The sequence below is a fragment of the Streptomyces sp. cmx-18-6 genome (assembly GCF_046548915.1).
In the GTDB taxonomy this organism is placed as follows: domain Bacteria; phylum Actinomycetota; class Actinomycetes; order Streptomycetales; family Streptomycetaceae; genus Streptomyces.
Map to the genome: position 1 here is coordinate 64,062 of NZ_JAEBEP010000017.1, position 18,022 is coordinate 82,083.

Below are 18,022 nucleotides of genomic sequence, written 5' to 3' on the forward strand. Positions count from 1 at the left end.
GCCGGGCGCGAAGGCCCCTCTACTGGCCCGCGTACTTCTCGCTGACCGCGCGATAGACGCCCTCGGCCTCCTTGCCGAGCCGGGGCCCGGCGAGCCAGCCCGCCGAGACCGGGCCGATCGAGGTGTTCGAGACCAGGGCGGGCTTGCCGTCCTGACCCGCGCCGATCCAGCCGCCGCCGGAGGAACCGCCGGTCATGGTGCAGCCGATCCGGTACATCGTCGGCTCGTCCTTGCGGACCGACAGTCGGCCCGGCTTGTCCTTGCACTGGAGCAGCTTCTGGCCGTCGAAGGGCGGCGCGGCCGGGTAGCCGGTGGCCGTCAGGTCCGCCATCTGCGGCACGGCCGGAGCGTTGAACTCGACCGGCAGCGCCGAACCGACCGTCTCCTCCAGCGACTTGCCCGTCGAGCCCTTCTCCGGCGTCACGTGCAGCACCGCGAAGTCGTACGGGGCGCCCTGTCCGCCGGTCGCCGCGCCCTGGGAGATCCACTGCTCGGAGGTCTGGGCCCACTGGCCCCACCACACCCCGTACGGAGCGATCTTCTCCTTGGAGGCGGTCTCCAGCTCCGCCAGCGACAGACCGTCGTTGTTGTACGACGGGACGAAGGCGATGTTGCGGTACCAGCCGCCCTTCTTGCCGGCGTGCACACAATGCCCGGCGGTCCACACCATGTTGGACTTGCCGGGGTTCGCCGGGTCCTTCACCACGGTCCCGGAACAGACCATCGAGCCCTGGGGGCCGTCGAAGAGCAGCTTCCCGGAGGCGGGCGCGCCGCTGTGGTACGGCGTCGCGACACCGGCCGCCTGTACGGGGGCGGGCGTCGGGTCCGTCACGCCGTCGTCGCCGGAGATGTCGTTGTCGACCGGGTTCTCCGGGGGCTTGTCGGCGTCCCGCATCCGGTCCGGGTCCCAGAGGCCGTCGATGATCGGGTTGACGAAGTCCTGGGCCTCACGCAGCCACTTGTCCTTGTCCCAGTTCTTCCACTCGCCGTCCCGCCACTTGTCCGGGTCGATCCCGTGCTCCTTGAGCCGGTTCTTGAGATCGTCCGGAATCGTGAGCTTGCCGTCGGACGGCTGGTCCGCCGAGACGCTGGGCGTCGCGCCGCCCGCGTTGTCCTCCTCCGGACCGCAGGCGGTGGCGGTGAGCGCCAGGACGGCGACGGCCGCGGTCGCGGCGAGCACGCCGGAGGGCATGCGCCGCACGCGCCTGCCGCTGCGTGCGGTGTCGGTCGGGCGAATGGGTCGCATCTGGTGATCCCCCTGGGACTTCGTCACTCGGTACTCCGTACTGCGTTTTCGGACACTTCGGGGCCGTCGAGCAGGTTTTCCGGCCCGATCGACACGACACCCCTTCTGCGCGGCCCCCACTATGCCGGTGCCGTCAGGGACGGCGCGCGGCAGGTCCACGGTTCCGTTCCCGCAAGGATGTTCCGATTTACCCGTGATCCCTTGCGACCGGCGTCGTTGGTACGTACGGGGGACACCCGGACAGCGTTCACCCCCGCACTCCGTCCGCGCGAAAACGTACCGACGTGCAACGCAACTGTTACCGCAGGAGGATCAAGAGCCGTGTCCGTGACCGAACCCGCTCCGGTGGCACCGCCTCCCGCGCCTCCCGTGCACGAGGGCATCCTCCGCCGCCAGTCGCTGCGCGAGTCGGCCGCCCGCACCTACGCGCGGTCCCTGCCGATCGTCCCGGTGCGGGCGCGCGGGCTCACCATCGAGGGCGCGGACGGACGGCGCTATCTGGACTGTCTGTCGGGCGCGGGCACCCTGGCGCTCGGTCACAACCACCCGGTCGTGCTCGAAGCCATCAGGAAGGTCATCGACTCCGGTGCGCCCCTGCATGTGCTCGACCTCGCCACCCCGGTCAAGGACGCCTTCACCACCGAGCTGTTCGCCACCCTGCCGCGCGCGTTCGCGGACGACGCCCGCATCCAGTTCTGCGGACCGGCCGGCACGGACGCCGTCGAGGCCGCGTTCAAGCTGGTCCGCGCGGCGACCGGGCGCGGCGGCCTGCTCACCTTCACCGGCGCGTACCACGGCATGACGGCCGGGGCGCTCGAAGCCTCCGGAGGGGCACGCGACGTCCGGGTGACCCGGCTGCCCTTCCCGCAGGACTACCGCTGCCCGTTCGGCGTCGGCGGCGAGCGGGGCGCGGCCCTCGCCGCGCGCTGGACGGAGCACCTGCTGGACGACGACAAGGGCGGCGTCCCGACACCGGCGGGGATGATCCTGGAGCCGGTCCAGGGCGAGGGCGGCGTCAACCCCGCCCCGGACGCCTGGCTGCGCAGGATGCGCGAGATCACCCGCGCCCGCTCCATCCCGCTGATCGCCGACGAGGTGCAGACCGGCGTGGGCAGGACCGGCGCGTTCTGGGCGGTCGAGCACAGCGGCATCGTCCCGGACGTCATGGTCCTCTCCAAGGCGATCGGCGGTTCCCTCCCGCTCGCCGTCATCGTCTACCGCTCTGAGCTGGACCTCTGGCAGCCAGGAGCCCACGCGGGTACGTTTCGTGGCAACCAGCTCGCCATGGCGGCGGGCGCGGCCACCCTCGCGTACGTCCGGGAGAACGGGCTGGCGGAGCGTGCGGCGGTCCTGGGCGCCCGGATGCTCGACAGCCTGCGGAAGTTGCGGGCGGACCATCCGGGGATCGGCGACGTACGGGGGCGCGGACTGATGATCGGCCTGGAGCTGGTGGACCCCGAGGCCGCGCCCCTGCCGGCCGAGGCCGACGACCACGCCCCGGCCCCGCCGCCGGACCCGGCCCTCGCCCGCGCCGTCCAGCAGGAATGCCTGGACCGCGGCCTCATCGTCGAACTCGGCGGCCGGCACAGCGCCGTGGTCCGCCTGCTGCCCCCTCTCACCCTCACCGACGAGCAGGCGAGCGCCGTCGTCGACCGCCTCGCCGACGCGCTGGCGGCCGCGGAGCGTTCGCCGCACCGCAGGGCCGCCGCCGGGCTGACCACCTGACCCCCGGAACCACACAAGGAAGACCGCCGTGAACCCCACCCCCGCGTCCGAGGCCGACGGCCCCGGCACCCCCCAGCACCGAGGGCAGGACGGTCCGGCCGCCCCCGGCACGGCCGAGGCGACCACCGTGCCCCGCCAGAAGGCCGCGTACGGGAGCGAGGCCGGCACCCCGGCGTACGCCCCCGCCGCTACGGAGTGCGCCGACCTGCCCGGCGCCCCCGGCCCGCTCGACCAGCCCGACCCGCTCGACCACCCGGACCCGCTGCGGGCCGCCGACTCCGCGGGCACGGAGAGCCTCCTGCGGTGCTGGACCCGGGAGAACGACCTGCCCCGCCCCGAAGGCGACACCCTGCGCATCGCCTTCCCCGCCACCGGCGCCGCCCTGCTCGTCCCCGTGCACTACTGGTCCGCCACCGGAGCCCACCGCTTCGGCGCCCCGGTCCTGGAGGGCGCCCCCGAGAAGGCCCCGCCCGCCGACGCCGTGACCGTCGCCGTCCTCATCGGCCGCGAAGCCGACCGCAACGGCTCCGCCGACCTGGTCGCCCGCGTCGCCGACTCCGTACGCCACACCGCGGACTTCGTCGAGCAGCGGCGGCGCAGCCCCGCCGAGCCCGCCGAGGCCGATCTCTTCCTCACCGCCGAGCAGTCCCTCCTGCTGGGCCACCCGCTCCACCCCACCCCCAAGAGCCGCGAAGGGCTCTCCGAGGCGGAGTCCCGCCGCTACTCGCCGGAGCACCACGGCTCGTTCCCGCTCCACTGGTTCGCCGTGGACCGGTCGCTGACCGCCACCGACTCCGCCTGGACCGAGGGCGGCGAGGCATCGGCCGAGGAGTTGCTCGCCCCGCACCGTGAGGGGCTGCGCCTGCCGCCCGGCGCCGCCGCCGTCCCGCTGCACCCCTGGCAGGCCGCCGACCTGCTGAGCCGTCCGCAGGTCGCCGCCCTCCAGGAGACCGGCCTGCTGCACGACCTCGGCCCGCACGGCGAGCGCTGGCACCCCACCTCGTCCATCCGCACCGTGCACCGGCCCGGGGCGCGCGTGATGCTCAAGCTCTCCCTCGGCGTACGCATCACCAACTCCCGCCGTGAGAACCTCCGCAAGGAGCTCCACCGCGGCGTCGAGGTGCACCGCCTCCTGTCCACCGGACTGGCCGAGCGCTGGCAGCGGGAGCACCCCGGCTTCGACATCGTCCGCGACCCCGCCTGGCTCGCCGTCGACGACCCCGAGGGCGTCCCCGTCCCCGGCCTCGACGTGATGCTCCGCCAGAACCCCTTCGGCCCGGGCGACGACGCCGTGTGCATCGCCGGACTCACCGCGCAGCGCCCCCGGCCGGACCGGCCGGAGATGCGCTCCCGGCTCGCCGAGGTCGTCACGGGCCTGGCCGCACGGACCCGCCGTACCGCCCCCGACGTATCCCTGGAGTGGTTCCGGCGCTACCTCGACCATGTCGTCCGGCCCGTGCTCTGGCTCGACGCCCACGCCGGCGTCGCCCTCGAAGCCCACCAGCAGAACACCCTGGTGGTGCTCGACGGGGACGGCTGGCCGGTCGGCGGACGCTACCGGGACAACCAGGGCTACTACTTCCGCGACTCCCGCCGCGACGAGCTGGAACGGCGGCTCCCGGGCATCGGCACGGTCAGCGACACCTTCGTCTCCGACCCGGTCACCGACGAGCGGTTTGCCTACTACCTGGGCATCAACAACGTCCTGGGTCTCATCGGAGCGTTCGGCGCCCAGCGGCTCGCCGACGAACGAGCCCTCCTCACCGATCTCCGCCGATTCCTCACCGACACGGCGGAACTGGGCTCGCCCCTGCCCGCGTATCTCCTTCAGAACCGTCAACTGCGCTGCAAGGCCAACCTGCTGACCCGGCTGCACGGACTCGACGAGCTGGTCGGACCGGTCGACACCCAGTCCGTGTACGTCACCATCGCCAACCCGCTGCACGCCTGAGGACCCGACCGCCATCCGGGCCGACCGCCCGGTCCAGAGAGGAGAGCGTCACCGTGCCTCCCGCCGACGCGCCCACGGAATCCGGCACGGCGCCTCCGGAACGGGCCGATGCGCCCGCGGAACCGGTCGTTACGCCTCCGGAGACGGCCGGTTCGCTCTCGGGCCCGGCCGATGCGCCTGCGGAGAGGGGCGGTTGGCCCTCGGGATCGGCCGACGCGCCCCCGGAGACGGTCGGTTCGCCCGCGGATCCAGTCGACGCGCCCCCGGGCCCACCCCCTGGGCCCGGGACCGCGCCGCGCGCCGCCGTACCGTCCGGCAACGGCAACGGCAACGGCAACGGCACCGAGGACACCCTCGATCTGAAGCTCACCGAGGAACTCCTCGCCCTCATCGCCGAGGACCGGGGCACGGGGGCGGCGCGGCGCGACCCTGCCGGTGCGCTGCTCGGCGATCCGGCCACCTGGTCACCCGCCACCACCGGAGCCGGCGTGTTCCGCTTGGTCCCGGTGGTCCTGGAGCGGGACCTCGCCGCCCTCAGCCGCTGGATGAACGACCCCGCCGTCGCCGCCTTCTGGGAGCTCGCCGGGCCGGAATCCGTCACCGCGGACCATCTGAGGCCGCAGCTCGAAGGGGACGGCCGCTCCATCCCCTGCCTCGGCGTGCTCGACGGAACCCCCATGAGCTACTGGGAGATCTACCGCGCCGACCTCGACCCCCTGGCGCGCCACTACCCCGCCCGTCCCCACGACACCGGCGTCCACCTCCTCATCGGAGGCGTGACCAACCGGGGGAGGGGCGTGGGCACCACCCTGCTGCGCGCCGTCGCCGACCTCGTCCTGGACAACCTGCCGCGTTGCGGCCGGGTCGTGGCCGAGCCGGATCTCCGTAACACCTCGTCCGTAGCAGCCTTCTTGAGCGCCGGATTCCGCTTCTCCGCCGAAGTGGACCTCCCCGACAAGCGCGCCGCCCTCATGATCCGCGACCGAACGCACCGTGATCACCTGTGAACATCTTCCCGCACCGCCCACACCGCTCGAACCCCATCGGTTCCACCCGGAGGAGTCCCCGTGCCGACATATCCCGCGAGCCATGATTCAGCCGACCCCCACCCTCTGATCAGCCCCCCGGAGCTGAACCGGGAGGTCTGGGACCGGGCCGCAGCGCGGCTGCTCGCCAAGATGCTCGGCGAGTTCGCGTACGAGGAGATCATCGAGCCCGAACGCCGGCCCGGGGGCGGCCGTCTCCACACCCTGGCCCTCGACGACGGGACCCAGCTCCGCTTCGCGGCCCGCCGAGGCGTCTACGGAAGCTGGCGCGTCGACCCCGACTCCATCGAGACGGTCCACCCGCCCGCGACCGCCGCTTCCAACGGCACGCCCCCGCCCAGCGGTTCCCTCTCACACGACGCGTCGTCCAACGGTTCGCCCCTCCCCGGCAACGCGTCCTCCAACGGCTCGTCCGACGGGGCCCGCCCGTTCCGCGACCCGCTGCGGTTCCTGGTCCGCGCCCGTGGCCTCCTCGGACTCGACGGCACCACGCTCGGCCACCTCATCCGCGAGCTGACCCTCACGCTCACCGCCGACGCCCGGCTCGACCACACCGCCCTCACCGCCGACCGACTCGCCGCACTCGACTACGCCGAGCTCGAGGGCCACCAGACCGGCCACCCCTGGCTGGTGGCGAGCAAGGGACGCCTCGGCTTCTCCGCCGCCGACGCGGCCCGCTTCACCCCCGAGACCCGCAGCCCCCTCCAGCTGCCGTGGATCGCCGTGAGCACCCGCATAGCGCAGTACCGGGGAGTGGGCCGCCTCACCACCCCCGAGCACCTGTACGCCGGAGAGCTCGACCCCGCCGCCCGCGCCTCGTTCGCCGCCGAACTGCACGCCCGGGGCCTCGATCCCGAGGGCTATCTCTACCTCCCCGTACATCCCTGGCAGTGGGACGAATGGATCGTTCCGCTCTTCGCCCCCGCCATCGCGGACGGGGACATCGTGGCTCTGCACACCGATGGCGACGCGCGCCTTCCGCAGCAGTCCGTCCGCACCTTCGCCAATGTGCGGCGCCCCGACCGGCTCACGGTGAAACTGCCCCTGTCCATCCTCAACACCCTGGTCTGGCGCGGCCTGCCCACGGAGCGGACCCTCGCCGCGCCCGCCGTCACGGCCTGGGTCCAGGGGCTCTGCGAAGCCGACCCGTTCCTGCGCGACGTCTGCCGCGTCGTCCTCCTCGGCGAGGTCGCCTCCGTCACCGTCGAGCACCCGCTGTACGACCACCTCCCCGAAGTGCCCTACCAGTACAAGGAGATCCTCGGCGCGATCTGGCGGGAGCCTCTGCCGCCCCGCCTGGCGCCGGGCGAGCGGGCCCGTACGCTCGCCTCCCTCCTGCATACGGATCCGGCGGGCCGCGCGTTCACCGCCGAGCTCGTCGAGCGCTCCGGGCTCGCCCCGGCCACCTGGCTCACCCGGCTCTTCGCCGCGCTGCTGCCGCCCCTGCTGCACTTCCTCTACCGCTACGGCACGGTGTTCTCCCCGCACGGCGAGAACGCCATCGTCGTCTTCGACGAGAACGACGTCCCCGTACGGCTCGCTATCAAGGACTTCGTCGACGACGTCAACATCAGCTCCCACCCGCTGCCGGAACACGACACCATGCCCGATGAGGTGCGCGCGGTCCTCCTCACCGAGCGGCCGTCCTTCCTCACCCAGTTCATCCACTCCGGTCTCTTCGTCGGCGTCTTCCGCTATCTGTCCCCGCTCTGCGAGGAGCAGCTCGGGGTGAGCGAGGACGAGTTCTGGTCACTCGTCCGGGCGGAGATCGTCCGCCACCACGCCCGCTTCCCGGAGCTCAAGGAGCGGTTCGAGCTGTTCGACATGCTCACTCCCGAGATCGAACGGCTCTGTCTCAACCGCAACCGGCTGCATCTGGACGGCTACCGCGACCGCTCCAGCCGCCCGCACGCGGCGATCCACGGCACGGTTCCCAACCCGCTGCATCCCTCCGCCCGAGTCCGGGAGTGAGCGCCGTTGTCAGTGGTGCGCCGTAGGGTGGTCGGGCTATGACGAAGCCACTCCTTCCCGAGCTCCTGCACGCCGCCGTCACCGCCGTGGGCGGTACGGAGCGCCCCGGCCAGGCCGCCATGGCCGAGGCCGTCGCCGAGGCGGTCGACGACCAATCCCACCTGCTGGTCCAGGCCGGCACCGGCACGGGCAAGTCCCTCGGCTACCTGGTGCCGGCGCTGGCGCACGGGGAGCGGGTCGTCGTGGCCACGGCCACCCTCGCCCTCCAGCGCCAGCTGGTGGAGCGGGACCTGCCGCGCACGGTGGAGGCGCTGCATCCGCTGCTGCGCCGGCGCCCGCAGTACGCGATGCTCAAGGGCCGGTCGAACTACCTCTGTCTGCACCGGCTCCACGAAGGGGTTCCGCAGGACGAGGAGGAGGGGCTGTTCGACCAGTTCGAGGCGGCGGCGCCGTCCAGCAAGCTGGGCCAGGACCTGCTCCGGATGCGGGACTGGTCGAGCGATACGGAGACCGGCGACCGGGACGACCTCACCCCCGGCGTCTCGGACCGGGCCTGGGCGCAGATCTCGGTCTCCTCGCGCGAGTGCCTGGGCGCGAGCAAGTGCGCGTACGGGGCGGAGTGCTTCGCGGAGGCGGCCCGCGAGCGCGCCAAGCTCGCGGACGTGGTCGTCACCAATCACGCCCTGCTGGCGATCGACGCCATCGAGGGCGCTCCGGTGCTGCCGTCGCACGAGGTGCTGATCGTGGACGAGGCCCATGAGCTGGTCTCCCGGGTGACCGGGGTGGCCACCGGGGAGCTCACTCCGGCCCAGGTCAACCGGGCGGTCCGCCGGTCGGCGAAGCTGGTCAACGAGAAGGCCGCCGACGCGCTCCTGACCGCTGCCGAGGGTTTCGAGCGGGTGATGGAGCTGGCGCTCCCGGGGCGGCTGGAGGAGGTGCCCGAGGACCTCGGGTACGCCCTGATGGCGCTGCGCGACGCCGCCCGCACGGTGATCTCCGCGATCGGCGCGACCCGCGACAAGTCGGTCGAGGACGAGAACGCCGTCCGCAAGCAGGCCCTGGCCTCGGTCGAGTCGATCCACGGCGTCGCGGAGCGCATCACCCAGGGCTCGGAGTACGACGTCGTCTGGTACGAGCAGCACGACCGGTTCGGCGCCTCCGTGCGCGTCGCCCCGCTCTCCGTCTCCGGGCTGCTGCGGGAGAAGCTCTTCGCCGAGCGCTCCGTGGTCCTGACCTCGGCCACGCTGAAGCTCGGCGGGGACTTCAACGGGGTGGGGGCGTCCCTGGGCCTCGCCCCCGAGGGCACCGCGGGCGACGACGTACCGCAGTGGAAGGGGCTGGACGTCGGCTCCCCGTTCGACTACCCGAAGCAGGGCATCCTCTATGTCGCCCGGCATCTGAACACCCCGGGGCGCGAGGGGTCCCGGACGGACATGCTGGACGAGCTGGCGGAGCTGGTGGAGTCGGCGGGCGGACGCACGCTGGGCCTGTTCTCCTCCATGCGGGGGGCCAAGGCGGCCGCCGAGGAGCTGCGGGGCCGGCTGGACAAGCCGATCCTGCTCCAGGGCGAGGAGACCCTCGGCGAGCTGATCAAGAACTTCGCCGCCGATCCGGCGACCTGCCTGTTCGGCACGCTCTCGCTCTGGCAGGGTGTCGACGTTCCGGGGCCGAGCTGTCAGCTGGTGGTCATGGACCGGATCCCGTTCCCCCGGCCCGACGACCCGCTGATGAGCGCACGCCAGAAGGCGGTCGAGGAGGCCGGCGGCAACGGCTTCATGGCGGTGGCCGCAACCCACGCCGCGCTGCTGATGGCCCAGGGCGCGGGCCGACTGGTCCGGGCCACCGGCGACAAGGGCGTCGTCGCCGTGCTGGACCCGCGCCTGGCCAATGCGCGGTACGGCAGCTATCTGCGCGCCTCGCTGCCGGACTTCTGGTACACGACGGACCGCAACCAGGCGCGCCGCTCACTCGCCGCCATCGACGCCCGCGCCAAGGCGGACGGCAAGTAGGACGGCAAGCACGACGACGAGAGAGCCCCGGACCGCCGTGAAGCGTACCGGGGCTCTCTCGTGACCGCCGAGGGCCTCTTGCCGTATCGGCGAGATCCCTGCCGGCCTGTCCGCGGCCTCTGCGAGGTCGACGAAGGGCGCTGTTCACACCCGCCGCAGCACCGCCACCACCTTGCCGAGGATCGTCGCCTCGTCACCGGGGATCGGCTGGTACGCCGCGTTGTGCGGCAGCAGCCAGACGTGCCCGTCCTCGCGGCGGAAGCGCTTGACCGTCGCCTCGCCGTCCAGCATGGCGGCGACGATGTCCCCGTTCTCCGCGACGGGCTGGCGGCGCACGGTGACCCAGTCGCCGTCACAGATCGCCGCTTCGATCATCGAGTCACCGACGACCTTCAGGACGAACAGCTCGCCGTCGCCGACGAGCTGGCGCGGCAGCGGAAAGACGTCCTCGACCGACTCCTCGGCCAGGATCGGCCCACCGGCGGCGATCCGGCCCACCAGCGGAACGTACGACGCCGCGGGCTTGCCGGTGGTGTCGGTCGGCTGGGTGCTGGGCTGGTCGGAGCCGCGCACCTCGTAGGCGCGGGGCCGGTGCGGGTCCCGCCGGAGAAAGCCCTTGCGCTCCAGGGCCATCAGCTGGTGGGCGACGGACGATGTGCTGGACAGGCCCACCGCCTGGCCGATCTCCCGCATGGAGGGCGGGTATCCCCGGCGCTGCACGGAGTCACGGATGACCTCGATGACCCGCCGCTGCCGGTCCGTGAGTCCCGAGCTGTCCGCCCTGATCCCTGGCGGCCTTCCGGGCAACGAGCGCCCGGGTCGTGCGGGCTCGGGCCCGTCCGTGTTCGTGACTGAGTCATTCATGGCATGCACCGGCTCAAGTCGGCTCTGGGAGCGGTGGTCCCGGGCGGTGATGGTGGCACTGTCTGCGGTGGTGGTCACGTCGGCCCCTCTCGAATGTTCTCCCTAGCTGGACAACGGTATTAGCTTTCGAAAGGTTGCGCCAAACACACGTTCGAGTGAAAAACGAATAAAGGGCTGCCGCGATGCTTCCCACAGGTGTATAGGCGCAGGCGGCGGGCGGTCGCGCCGGGATCGGGCACGACGGGAGGCGTGCGCGAGAGCCCCTGCCGCGGCAGCGCCCCGGCCCTGTCCCGGCCGCCCCACCAGTCTTTCACCCGGCCCCGCGGTCCGGGGCCCGGTGGCTCGCCGGTCGCGCGTTTCCCGTACCCTCTTGCCTGGCCCACGCTCCCTCCGGGCGACATCCGGGGCGCGACACGCGGTGGGGTCGAAAACACGACTCAACCCTAGATCTAGTGGTTGGATCGTCCCGGCCGCCCAGAAGTTGTGGTCCTGGGTTCATTCGGTCCGTGGTCATCGCCTATGCTGGGCACTGCTTCCCAGGAGCCCGCGAGGGCGAGCGGAGAAGCCATTCAGTCGCGCTGTGAAGGAGGGTTGGGAGCCATGCACTGCCCCTTCTGCAGGCACCCCGACAGCAGGGTCGTCGACAGTCGCACCACCGACGACGGGACGTCGATCCGTCGCCGCCGCCAGTGCCCCGACTGCTCCCGCCGCTTCACCACGGTGGAGACCTGCTCGCTGATGGTCGTCAAACGCAGCGGCGTGACCGAGCCCTTCAGCCGCACCAAAGTCATCTCCGGCGTCCGCAAGGCATGCCAGGGCCGGCCCGTCACCGAGGACGCCCTCGCCAAACTCGGCCAGCGGGTCGAGGAGGCGGTGCGCGCCACCGGCAGCGCCGAGCTGACCACCCACGACGTGGGTCTGGCCATACTCGGCCCCCTGCAGGAACTCGACCTCGTCGCGTACCTGCGCTTCGCGTCCGTCTACCGGGCGTTCGACTCTTTGGAAGACTTCGAGGCCGCCATCGTGGAATTGCGCGCGCAGCGGCCCTCCGCACAGCACTGCGGGAGCGGCGAGACCCTTGAGGTCCCCGCCCCCGCCATTGCCGCCGACTGAGCGGTACCTGCCCGTCACCGTCCGGATGCACGTCCGCCGGCCGGTGACCGGGCGATTCAGAACCTGTTCCCGTGGCCCGGCGCGGCCCTCGGGACAACGGACACACACTGTGCCTGGGAAGATCTGGGCACTTCAGGGCGTTTTCGCCCACATATGGGAGGCGGCATGACAGAGACGGCGAGCGGCCCGGCACGAGGTTCCCGCACCAAGGGCGCCAAGGCGAGCAAGGGTCTGCGCATCGAGCGCGTCCACACCACCCCCGGCGTGCATCCGTACGACGAGGTGGCGTGGGAGCATCGTGACGTCGTCATGACCAATTGGCGCGACGGCTCGATCAACTTCGAGCAGCGTGGCGTCGAGTTCCCCGACTTCTGGTCGGTGAACGCGGTCAACATCGTCACCAGCAAGTACTTCCGCGGCGCTGTCGGCACGCCGCAGCGCGAGACCGGTCTCAAGCAGCTGATCGACCGGATCGTGAAGACGTACCGGAAGTCCGGCGAGGAGAACGGCTACTTCGCCTCTCCGGCGGACGCCGAGATCTTTGAGCACGAGCTGGCGTACGCCCTCCTGCACCAGGTCTTCAGTTTCAACTCCCCGGTGTGGTTCAACGTCGGAACGCCCCAGCCGCAGCAGGTCTCCGCCTGCTTCATCCTGGCCGTCGACGACTCCATGGAGTCGATCCTCGACTGGTACAAGGAAGAGGGCATGATCTTCAAGGGCGGCTCCGGCGCCGGCCTGAACCTCTCCCGCATCCGCTCCTCCAAGGAGCTCCTCTCCTCCGGCGGCAACGCCTCGGGCCCGGTCTCCTTCATGCGCGGCGCCGACGCGTCCGCCGGAACCATCAAGTCCGGTGGCGCCACCCGCCGTGCGGCCAAGATGGTCATCCTCGACGTCGACCACCCCGACATCGAGGGCTTCATCGAGACCAAGGTGAAGGAGGAGGAGAAGATCCGCGCCCTGCGCGACGCGGGCTTCGACATGGACCTGGGCGGCGACGACATCACGTCCGTCCAGTACCAGAACGCCAACAACTCGGTCCGGGTGAACGACGAGTTCATGAAGGCGGTCGAGTCCGGTTCCAAGTTCGGGCTGCGCGCCCGGATGACCGGCGACGTCATCGAAGAGGTCGAGGCCAAGTCCCTCTTCCGCAAGATGGCCGAAGCCGCCTGGGCCTGCGCCGACCCGGGCATCCAGTACGACGACACGATCAACGCCTGGCACACCTGCCCGGAGTCCGGCCGGATCAACGGCTCGAACCCGTGCAGCGAGTACATGCACCTGGACAACACCTCGTGCAACCTCGCCTCGCTCAACCTGATGAAGTTCCTCAAGGATGACGGCCTGGGCAACCAGTCCTTCGAGTCCGAGCGCTTCTCCAAGGTCGTCGAGCTGGTCATCACCGCGATGGACATCTCGATCTGCTTCGCGGACTTCCCGACGCAGAAGATCGGCGAGAACACCCGCGCCTACCGTCAGCTGGGCATCGGTTACGCCAACCTCGGCGCCCTCCTGATGGCGACCGGCCACGCGTACGACAGCGACGGCGGCCGCGCGCTCGCCGGCGCCATCACCTCGCTGATGACCAGCACCTCGTACAAGCGCTCGGCCGAGCTCGCCGCGGTCGTCGGCCCGTACGACGGCTACGCCCGTAACGCCGAGCCGCACCAGCGCGTCATGAAGCAGCACTCCGACGCCAACGCCAAGGCCGTCCGCACCGACGACCTGGACGCCCCCGTCTGGGCGGCGGCGACGGAAGCTTGGCAGGACGTGATCCGGCTCGGCGCGAAGAACGGTTTCCGCAACGCGCAGGCATCGGTCATCGCGCCCACCGGCACCATCGGTCTCGCGATGTCCTGCGACACCACCGGCCTGGAGCCCGACCTCGCCCTGGTCAAGTTCAAGAAGCTGGTCGGCGGCGGCTCGATGCAGATCGTCAACGGCACCGTGCCGCAGGCCCTGCGCCGCATGGGCTACCAGCCGGAGCAGATCGAGGCGATCGTCGCCCACATCGCCGACCACGGCAACGTGATCGACGCCCCGGGCCTGAAGACCGAGCACTACGAGGTCTTCGACTGCGCGATGGGCGAGCGTTCCATCTCCGCGATGGGCCACGTCCGGATGATGGCGGCCATCCAGCCGTGGATCTCCGGCGCGCTCTCCAAGACGGTCAACCTGCCCGAGACGGCGACCGTCGAGGACGTCGAAGAGGTCTACTTCGAGGCGTGGAAGATGGGCGTCAAGGCGCTCGCGATCTACCGCGACAACTGCAAGGTCGGCCAGCCCCTCTCCGCCAAGACCAAGGACAAGGAGAAGGAAGAGGTCACCGCGAAGGCCGAGGAGACCATCCGTACGGCGGTCGAGAAGGTCATCGAGTACCGCCCGGTGCGCAAGCGCCTCCCCAAGGGCCGTCCCGGCATCACCACCTCCTTCACGGTGGGCGGCGCCGAGGGCTACATGACCGCCAACTCCTACCCGGACGACGGTCTCGGCGAGGTCTTCCTCAAGATGTCCAAGCAGGGCTCGACCCTCGCGGGCATGATGGACGCCTTCTCCATCGCCGTCTCGGTCGGTCTGCAGTACGGCGTCCCGCTGGAGACGTACGTATCCAAGTTCACCAACATGCGCTTCGAGCCGGCCGGTATGACGGACGACCCGGACGTGCGGATGGCGCAGTCGATCGTCGACTACATCTTCCGCCGCCTGGCGCTCGACTTCCTGCCCTTCGAGACCCGTTCCGCCCTCGGCATCCACTCCGCCGACGAGCGTCAGCGCCACCTGGACACCGGTTCGTACGAACCGTCCTTCGAGGCGGACGGCGCGGACGCCGAGAGCCTGGCCCAGTCGGCCCCGGTGCGGCCCGAGCCCCTGAAGGCGGTGGCGGCTCCCCGCGAGTCCGCCGAGAAGCCGGCTCCGGCGACGGCGCACACCTCGGCCGAGCTGGTCGAGATGCAGCTCGGCATCAGCGCGGACGCCCCGCTCTGCTTCTCCTGCGGTACGAAGATGCAGCGCGCCGGCTCCTGCTACATCTGCGAGGGCTGCGGCTCGACCAGCGGTTGCAGCTGATACGGCTGACACCCGGCTGAGCGGCGGGTGACGAAGGGGACCGGCCTCGGGCCGGTCCCCTTCGGCGTTCCGGGGGTTCTCCGGCGTTCCGGGGGTTCCTCCAGGGGAGGGGCGCCGGTGTGCGAGAGTGCCGCCATGCTGATCGTGATGGCGGGTCTGCCCGGGGCGGGGAAGAGCGCGGTGGCCGAGGCGCTGGGGCGGGCGTTGCCCGCCGCGGTGGTGTCGGTCGACCCGGTGGAAGCGGCGATGTGGCGTGCCGGTGTGGCCCGTGACCAGCCCACAGGGCTGGCGGCCTACCTCGTCGCCGAGGCGGTGGCCGATGGTGTGCTGGCGCTGGGCCACCGTGTGGTCGTCGACGCGGTCAACGCGGTGGAGGCGGCCCGCGGGCAGTGGCGGGCGCTCGCCGAACGCCGTGGGGTTCCCGTGGCGTTCATCGAGGTGGTGTGCTCGGACGTGCGGGAGCACCGCCGGCGACTGGAGGGCCGGGTCCGGGGCATCGAGGGCTTCGAGGAGCCGACCTGGGAGTCGGTCGAGCGGCTACGTGCGACGTTCGAGCCCTGGACGGATCACCGGCTGGTGCTCGACTCGGTCGCGGACCTCGCGTCGAACGTGACGAAGGCTCAGGAGTGGCTACGCGTGATGGAGGCCGAGGAGCACCGGCGAAGGCCCAGGAGCACCTGACGGCCGGACCACGACGCCGCGGGCCCTGCGCACAGGACCCGCGGCACTCTGGTTGGCCGAAAGGCGTCGGCGTCAGGCCCCGGGGGCGCGGTTCCCCATGGCCGCCGCGAACGCGTCGGGATCGGCGTCGAAGCCGCGTACGTCCGCGCGGAACACCCACTGCCCGGAACCGGTACGGGAGAACTCCCCGACGACCGCCGCCGTCGACGACGCCACACTCGCGAAGTCGTCCCCGAGCAGGGTCGTGTAGCCCTCCCGGATCTCCACCGCCGTGCTGCCGACCTCGCCGAAGGTCCTGCGGCCCTCGCGCTGCTGGATGGCGACGCCGACCACGACCCGGCCGTACCGGTCCGCCAGCCGGTCCAGCTCGATCGTCATGACCTCGTCGAAGCCGAACCCCTGGCCGGTCCTGCTGTCCCGGTTCAGCGTGATGGTGCCGTCCGGCGAGCGGCTGTCGAAATGCACCAGGTACGAGGGGCTGCCGTACGGCGCGTCCGCCGGGTAGGTGGCCGCGATGATGTCGAGGTCGATGTCCGGTTCACCGTGCGGGCTGGGATCCCATTTGATCCGTACTTCGACCTTCTCGATGTCCTTGTTCGGAGTGCTCACCGGACTTCCCCTCCTGGCCGACGGTCCATGGACCGTTCTCATCACCCGATCATGTACGGAACGGGCCACGCAGCCAACTGCCCCGGTGACGGACGGCTGATTCGGGCCATGTGATGGGTGGGGTCGGTGCGATCGATGGGGGATCCGGCCCGGGTGCTCCGTGCCCGACCGTGACCCGCGCCACGTTCCGCCCCGTACGATGGCGCGGTGCTGGTGAAGTGGATTCGCTGCTCCGTGGTGGACCGTCATGGTTTCGAGCGGGGGCAGCGGGAGTGGGCGGGGCTGCTCGGCGAGCCGGGGTTCAGGGGGCAGAGCGGCGGGTGGAGCCGAACACGCCCCGATGTCGCCCACGTCTTCGCGTTCTGGGACAACCGGGTCTTCTACGACTCCTTCATGGCCCGCGGACACGACCGGCTCGCCGCCGGTCAGACGGGCATGTTCCGCGATATGCAGGTCATGCTCTTCGAACGGCGCTTCGACGTGAAGACGGGGTTCGAGCCCGACTTCACGGAGGCGGACGTGGTCAGGGTGGCGCACAGCAGCGTGCGCGAGGACCGGGCCGAGCACTTCGCACTGATGCAGAAGCAGGTGTGGAATCCGGCGATGGCCGGTTCCCCCGGGATGCTGCGCGGGGTCTTCGGAGAGGCGCCCGGCAACGAGTTCCTGGTGCTCTCCATGTGGAAGTCGAGCGCCGAGCGGGGGAAGTACCGCGCAGACGGGGCGGAGCGCCTCGCGGCCCGTGCGCAGACCGAGACGGATGTGGCCGCGCTGACAGGGGATGTCGTCGAGCTGGAACCGTCCTGGACGGTCTGACGGCACTCTCGACGGATCACGCGGCCGCTTCTTACGCTCCCGGAACCAGGCGACCGCTTCTCAGGCCGCTGTGATCACGCGGCCCTCTTAGACGTGCTTATACCCGCGGGGGACCGGACGGCTTCCTTCTTACGTTCCCAGGACCGCCTCCTACGTTCCCCGGCACCGCCTCCTGCATTCCCGGACCGCGCGGCCGTTCCTTCCGTCACATCCGCCGTATGGGGGCCGCACAACCGCCCGGAGGGGCCGGACCCGATCTAGGGTCGGTGCATGGCACGACCGCAGCGCATAGTCCTCGTCCGGCACGGCGAGTCCGAGGGCAACGCCGACGACACGGTGTACGAGCGGGAGCCCGACCACGCGCTCCGGCTCACCGAGACCGGCCTGCGGCAGGCCAGGGAGACCGGGGAGCGGCTGCGCGAGCAGTTCGGCGAGGAACATGTGAGCGCCTACATCTCGCCGTACCGCCGCACCCACGAGACGTTCCGGGCCTTCGGCCTCGACCCCGCCCGGGTGCGGGTGCGCGAGGAGCCCCGGCTGCGGGAGCAGGACTGGGGCAACTGGCAGGACCGGGACGACGTACGGCTCCAGAAGGCGTACCGGGACGCGTACGGGCACTTCTTCTACCGGTTCGCCCAAGGGGAGTCCGGCGCCGACGTGTACGACCGGGTCGGCGCGTTCCTGGAGAGCCTGCACCGGAGCTTCGAGGACCCCGGTCACCCCGAGAACGTCCTCCTCGTCACCCACGGGCTGACGATGCGGCTCTTCTGCATGCGCTGGTTCCACTGGTCGGTGGCCGAGTTCGAATCGCTCTCCAATCCCGGCAACGCCGAAACGAGGACCCTCCTGCTCGGCGAGAACGGCCGTTACACCCTCGACCGGCCCTTTCAGCGCTGGCGCACCCCTGAGCCGTACGGCATCACCGGATAGA

13 protein-coding genes are annotated in these 18,022 nt (G+C 71.2%); 10 read left to right on the top strand and 3 right to left on the bottom strand.

Going from position 1 to position 18,022, the window contains the following annotated elements; genetic code table 11:
* Positions 1-19: 19 nt before the first annotated feature.
* Positions 20-1,192, bottom strand: coding sequence for a trypsin-like serine peptidase (locus tag ACLJPL_RS30235; RefSeq protein WP_411084193.1), 1,173 nt, complete (start codon positions 1,190-1,192; stop codon positions 20-22).
* Positions 1,193-1,567: 375 nt separating this feature from the next.
* Here ACLJPL_RS30235 and ACLJPL_RS30240 point away from each other — a divergent pair, with 375 nt between their 5' ends.
* Genes ACLJPL_RS30240 through ACLJPL_RS30260 form a run of 5 tightly spaced genes read left to right on the top strand, consistent with a single transcriptional unit; the run spans position 1,568 to position 9,948 of the window.
* A complete protein-coding gene (locus ACLJPL_RS30240) occupies positions 1,568-2,971 on the top strand; it encodes a diaminobutyrate--2-oxoglutarate transaminase family protein (protein WP_411084133.1) in 1,404 nt (467 codons plus the stop codon).
* A 28-nt stretch (positions 2,972-2,999) separates the two neighbouring features.
* Positions 3,000-4,922: an IucA/IucC family protein gene (locus ACLJPL_RS30245; RefSeq protein ID WP_411084134.1), complete on the top strand. Its 1,923-nt coding sequence runs from the start codon at positions 3,000-3,002 to the stop codon at positions 4,920-4,922.
* A 53-nt stretch (positions 4,923-4,975) separates the two neighbouring features.
* Positions 4,976-5,929, top strand: coding sequence for a GNAT family N-acetyltransferase (locus tag ACLJPL_RS30250; RefSeq protein ID WP_411084135.1), 954 nt, complete (start codon positions 4,976-4,978; stop codon positions 5,927-5,929).
* Between the two features lie 60 nt (positions 5,930-5,989).
* A complete protein-coding gene (locus tag ACLJPL_RS30255) occupies positions 5,990-7,939 on the top strand; it encodes an IucA/IucC family protein (protein ID WP_411084136.1) in 1,950 nt (649 codons plus the stop codon).
* A 38-nt stretch (positions 7,940-7,977) separates the two neighbouring features.
* Complete coding sequence (locus tag ACLJPL_RS30260; protein ID WP_411084137.1) at positions 7,978-9,948, top strand: ATP-dependent DNA helicase; 1,971 nt, start codon at positions 7,978-7,980, stop codon at positions 9,946-9,948.
* 144 nt (positions 9,949-10,092) lie between these two features.
* Here ACLJPL_RS30260 and lexA read toward each other — a convergent pair whose 3' ends face one another.
* Positions 10,093-10,890, bottom strand: a complete 798-nt coding sequence (gene lexA / locus ACLJPL_RS30265) for a transcriptional repressor LexA (protein WP_026242273.1) — start codon at positions 10,888-10,890, stop codon at positions 10,093-10,095.
* Positions 10,891-11,412: 522 nt separating this feature from the next.
* Between lexA and nrdR the strand changes: the two genes are divergently transcribed.
* The 3 genes from nrdR to ACLJPL_RS30280 all read left to right on the top strand — a co-directional run bounded on the left by nrdR (position 11,413) and on the right by ACLJPL_RS30280 (position 15,669).
* The gene (nrdR, locus tag ACLJPL_RS30270) at positions 11,413-11,925 is read left to right on the top strand and encodes a transcriptional regulator NrdR (RefSeq protein ID WP_411084138.1); all 513 of its coding nucleotides are present in this window, start codon (positions 11,413-11,415) and stop codon (positions 11,923-11,925) included.
* 165 nt (positions 11,926-12,090) lie between these two features.
* Positions 12,091-14,988, top strand: coding sequence for a vitamin B12-dependent ribonucleotide reductase (locus tag ACLJPL_RS30275; protein WP_411084139.1), 2,898 nt, complete (start codon positions 12,091-12,093; stop codon positions 14,986-14,988).
* A gap of 135 nt (positions 14,989-15,123) precedes the next feature.
* A complete protein-coding gene (locus ACLJPL_RS30280; protein ID WP_411084140.1) occupies positions 15,124-15,669 on the top strand; it encodes an AAA family ATPase in 546 nt (181 codons plus the stop codon).
* A 72-nt stretch (positions 15,670-15,741) separates the two neighbouring features.
* On the opposite strand, the gene ACLJPL_RS30285 is transcribed toward ACLJPL_RS30280, so the two are convergent.
* Positions 15,742-16,278: a TerD family protein gene (locus ACLJPL_RS30285; RefSeq protein WP_411084141.1), complete on the bottom strand. Its 537-nt coding sequence runs from the start codon at positions 16,276-16,278 to the stop codon at positions 15,742-15,744.
* Positions 16,279-16,485: 207 nt separating this feature from the next.
* On the opposite strand from ACLJPL_RS30285, the gene ACLJPL_RS30290 reads away from it, so the two are divergent.
* The gene (locus ACLJPL_RS30290) at positions 16,486-17,091 is read left to right on the top strand and encodes a YdbC family protein (RefSeq protein ID WP_411084142.1); all 606 of its coding nucleotides are present in this window, start codon (positions 16,486-16,488) and stop codon (positions 17,089-17,091) included.
* Positions 17,092-17,361: 270 nt separating this feature from the next.
* Positions 17,362-18,021 (top strand): histidine phosphatase family protein, encoded by a 660-nt coding sequence (locus tag ACLJPL_RS30295; protein ID WP_411084143.1) that lies wholly within the window; start codon positions 17,362-17,364, stop codon positions 18,019-18,021.
* Position 18,022: the final 1 nt, after the last annotated feature.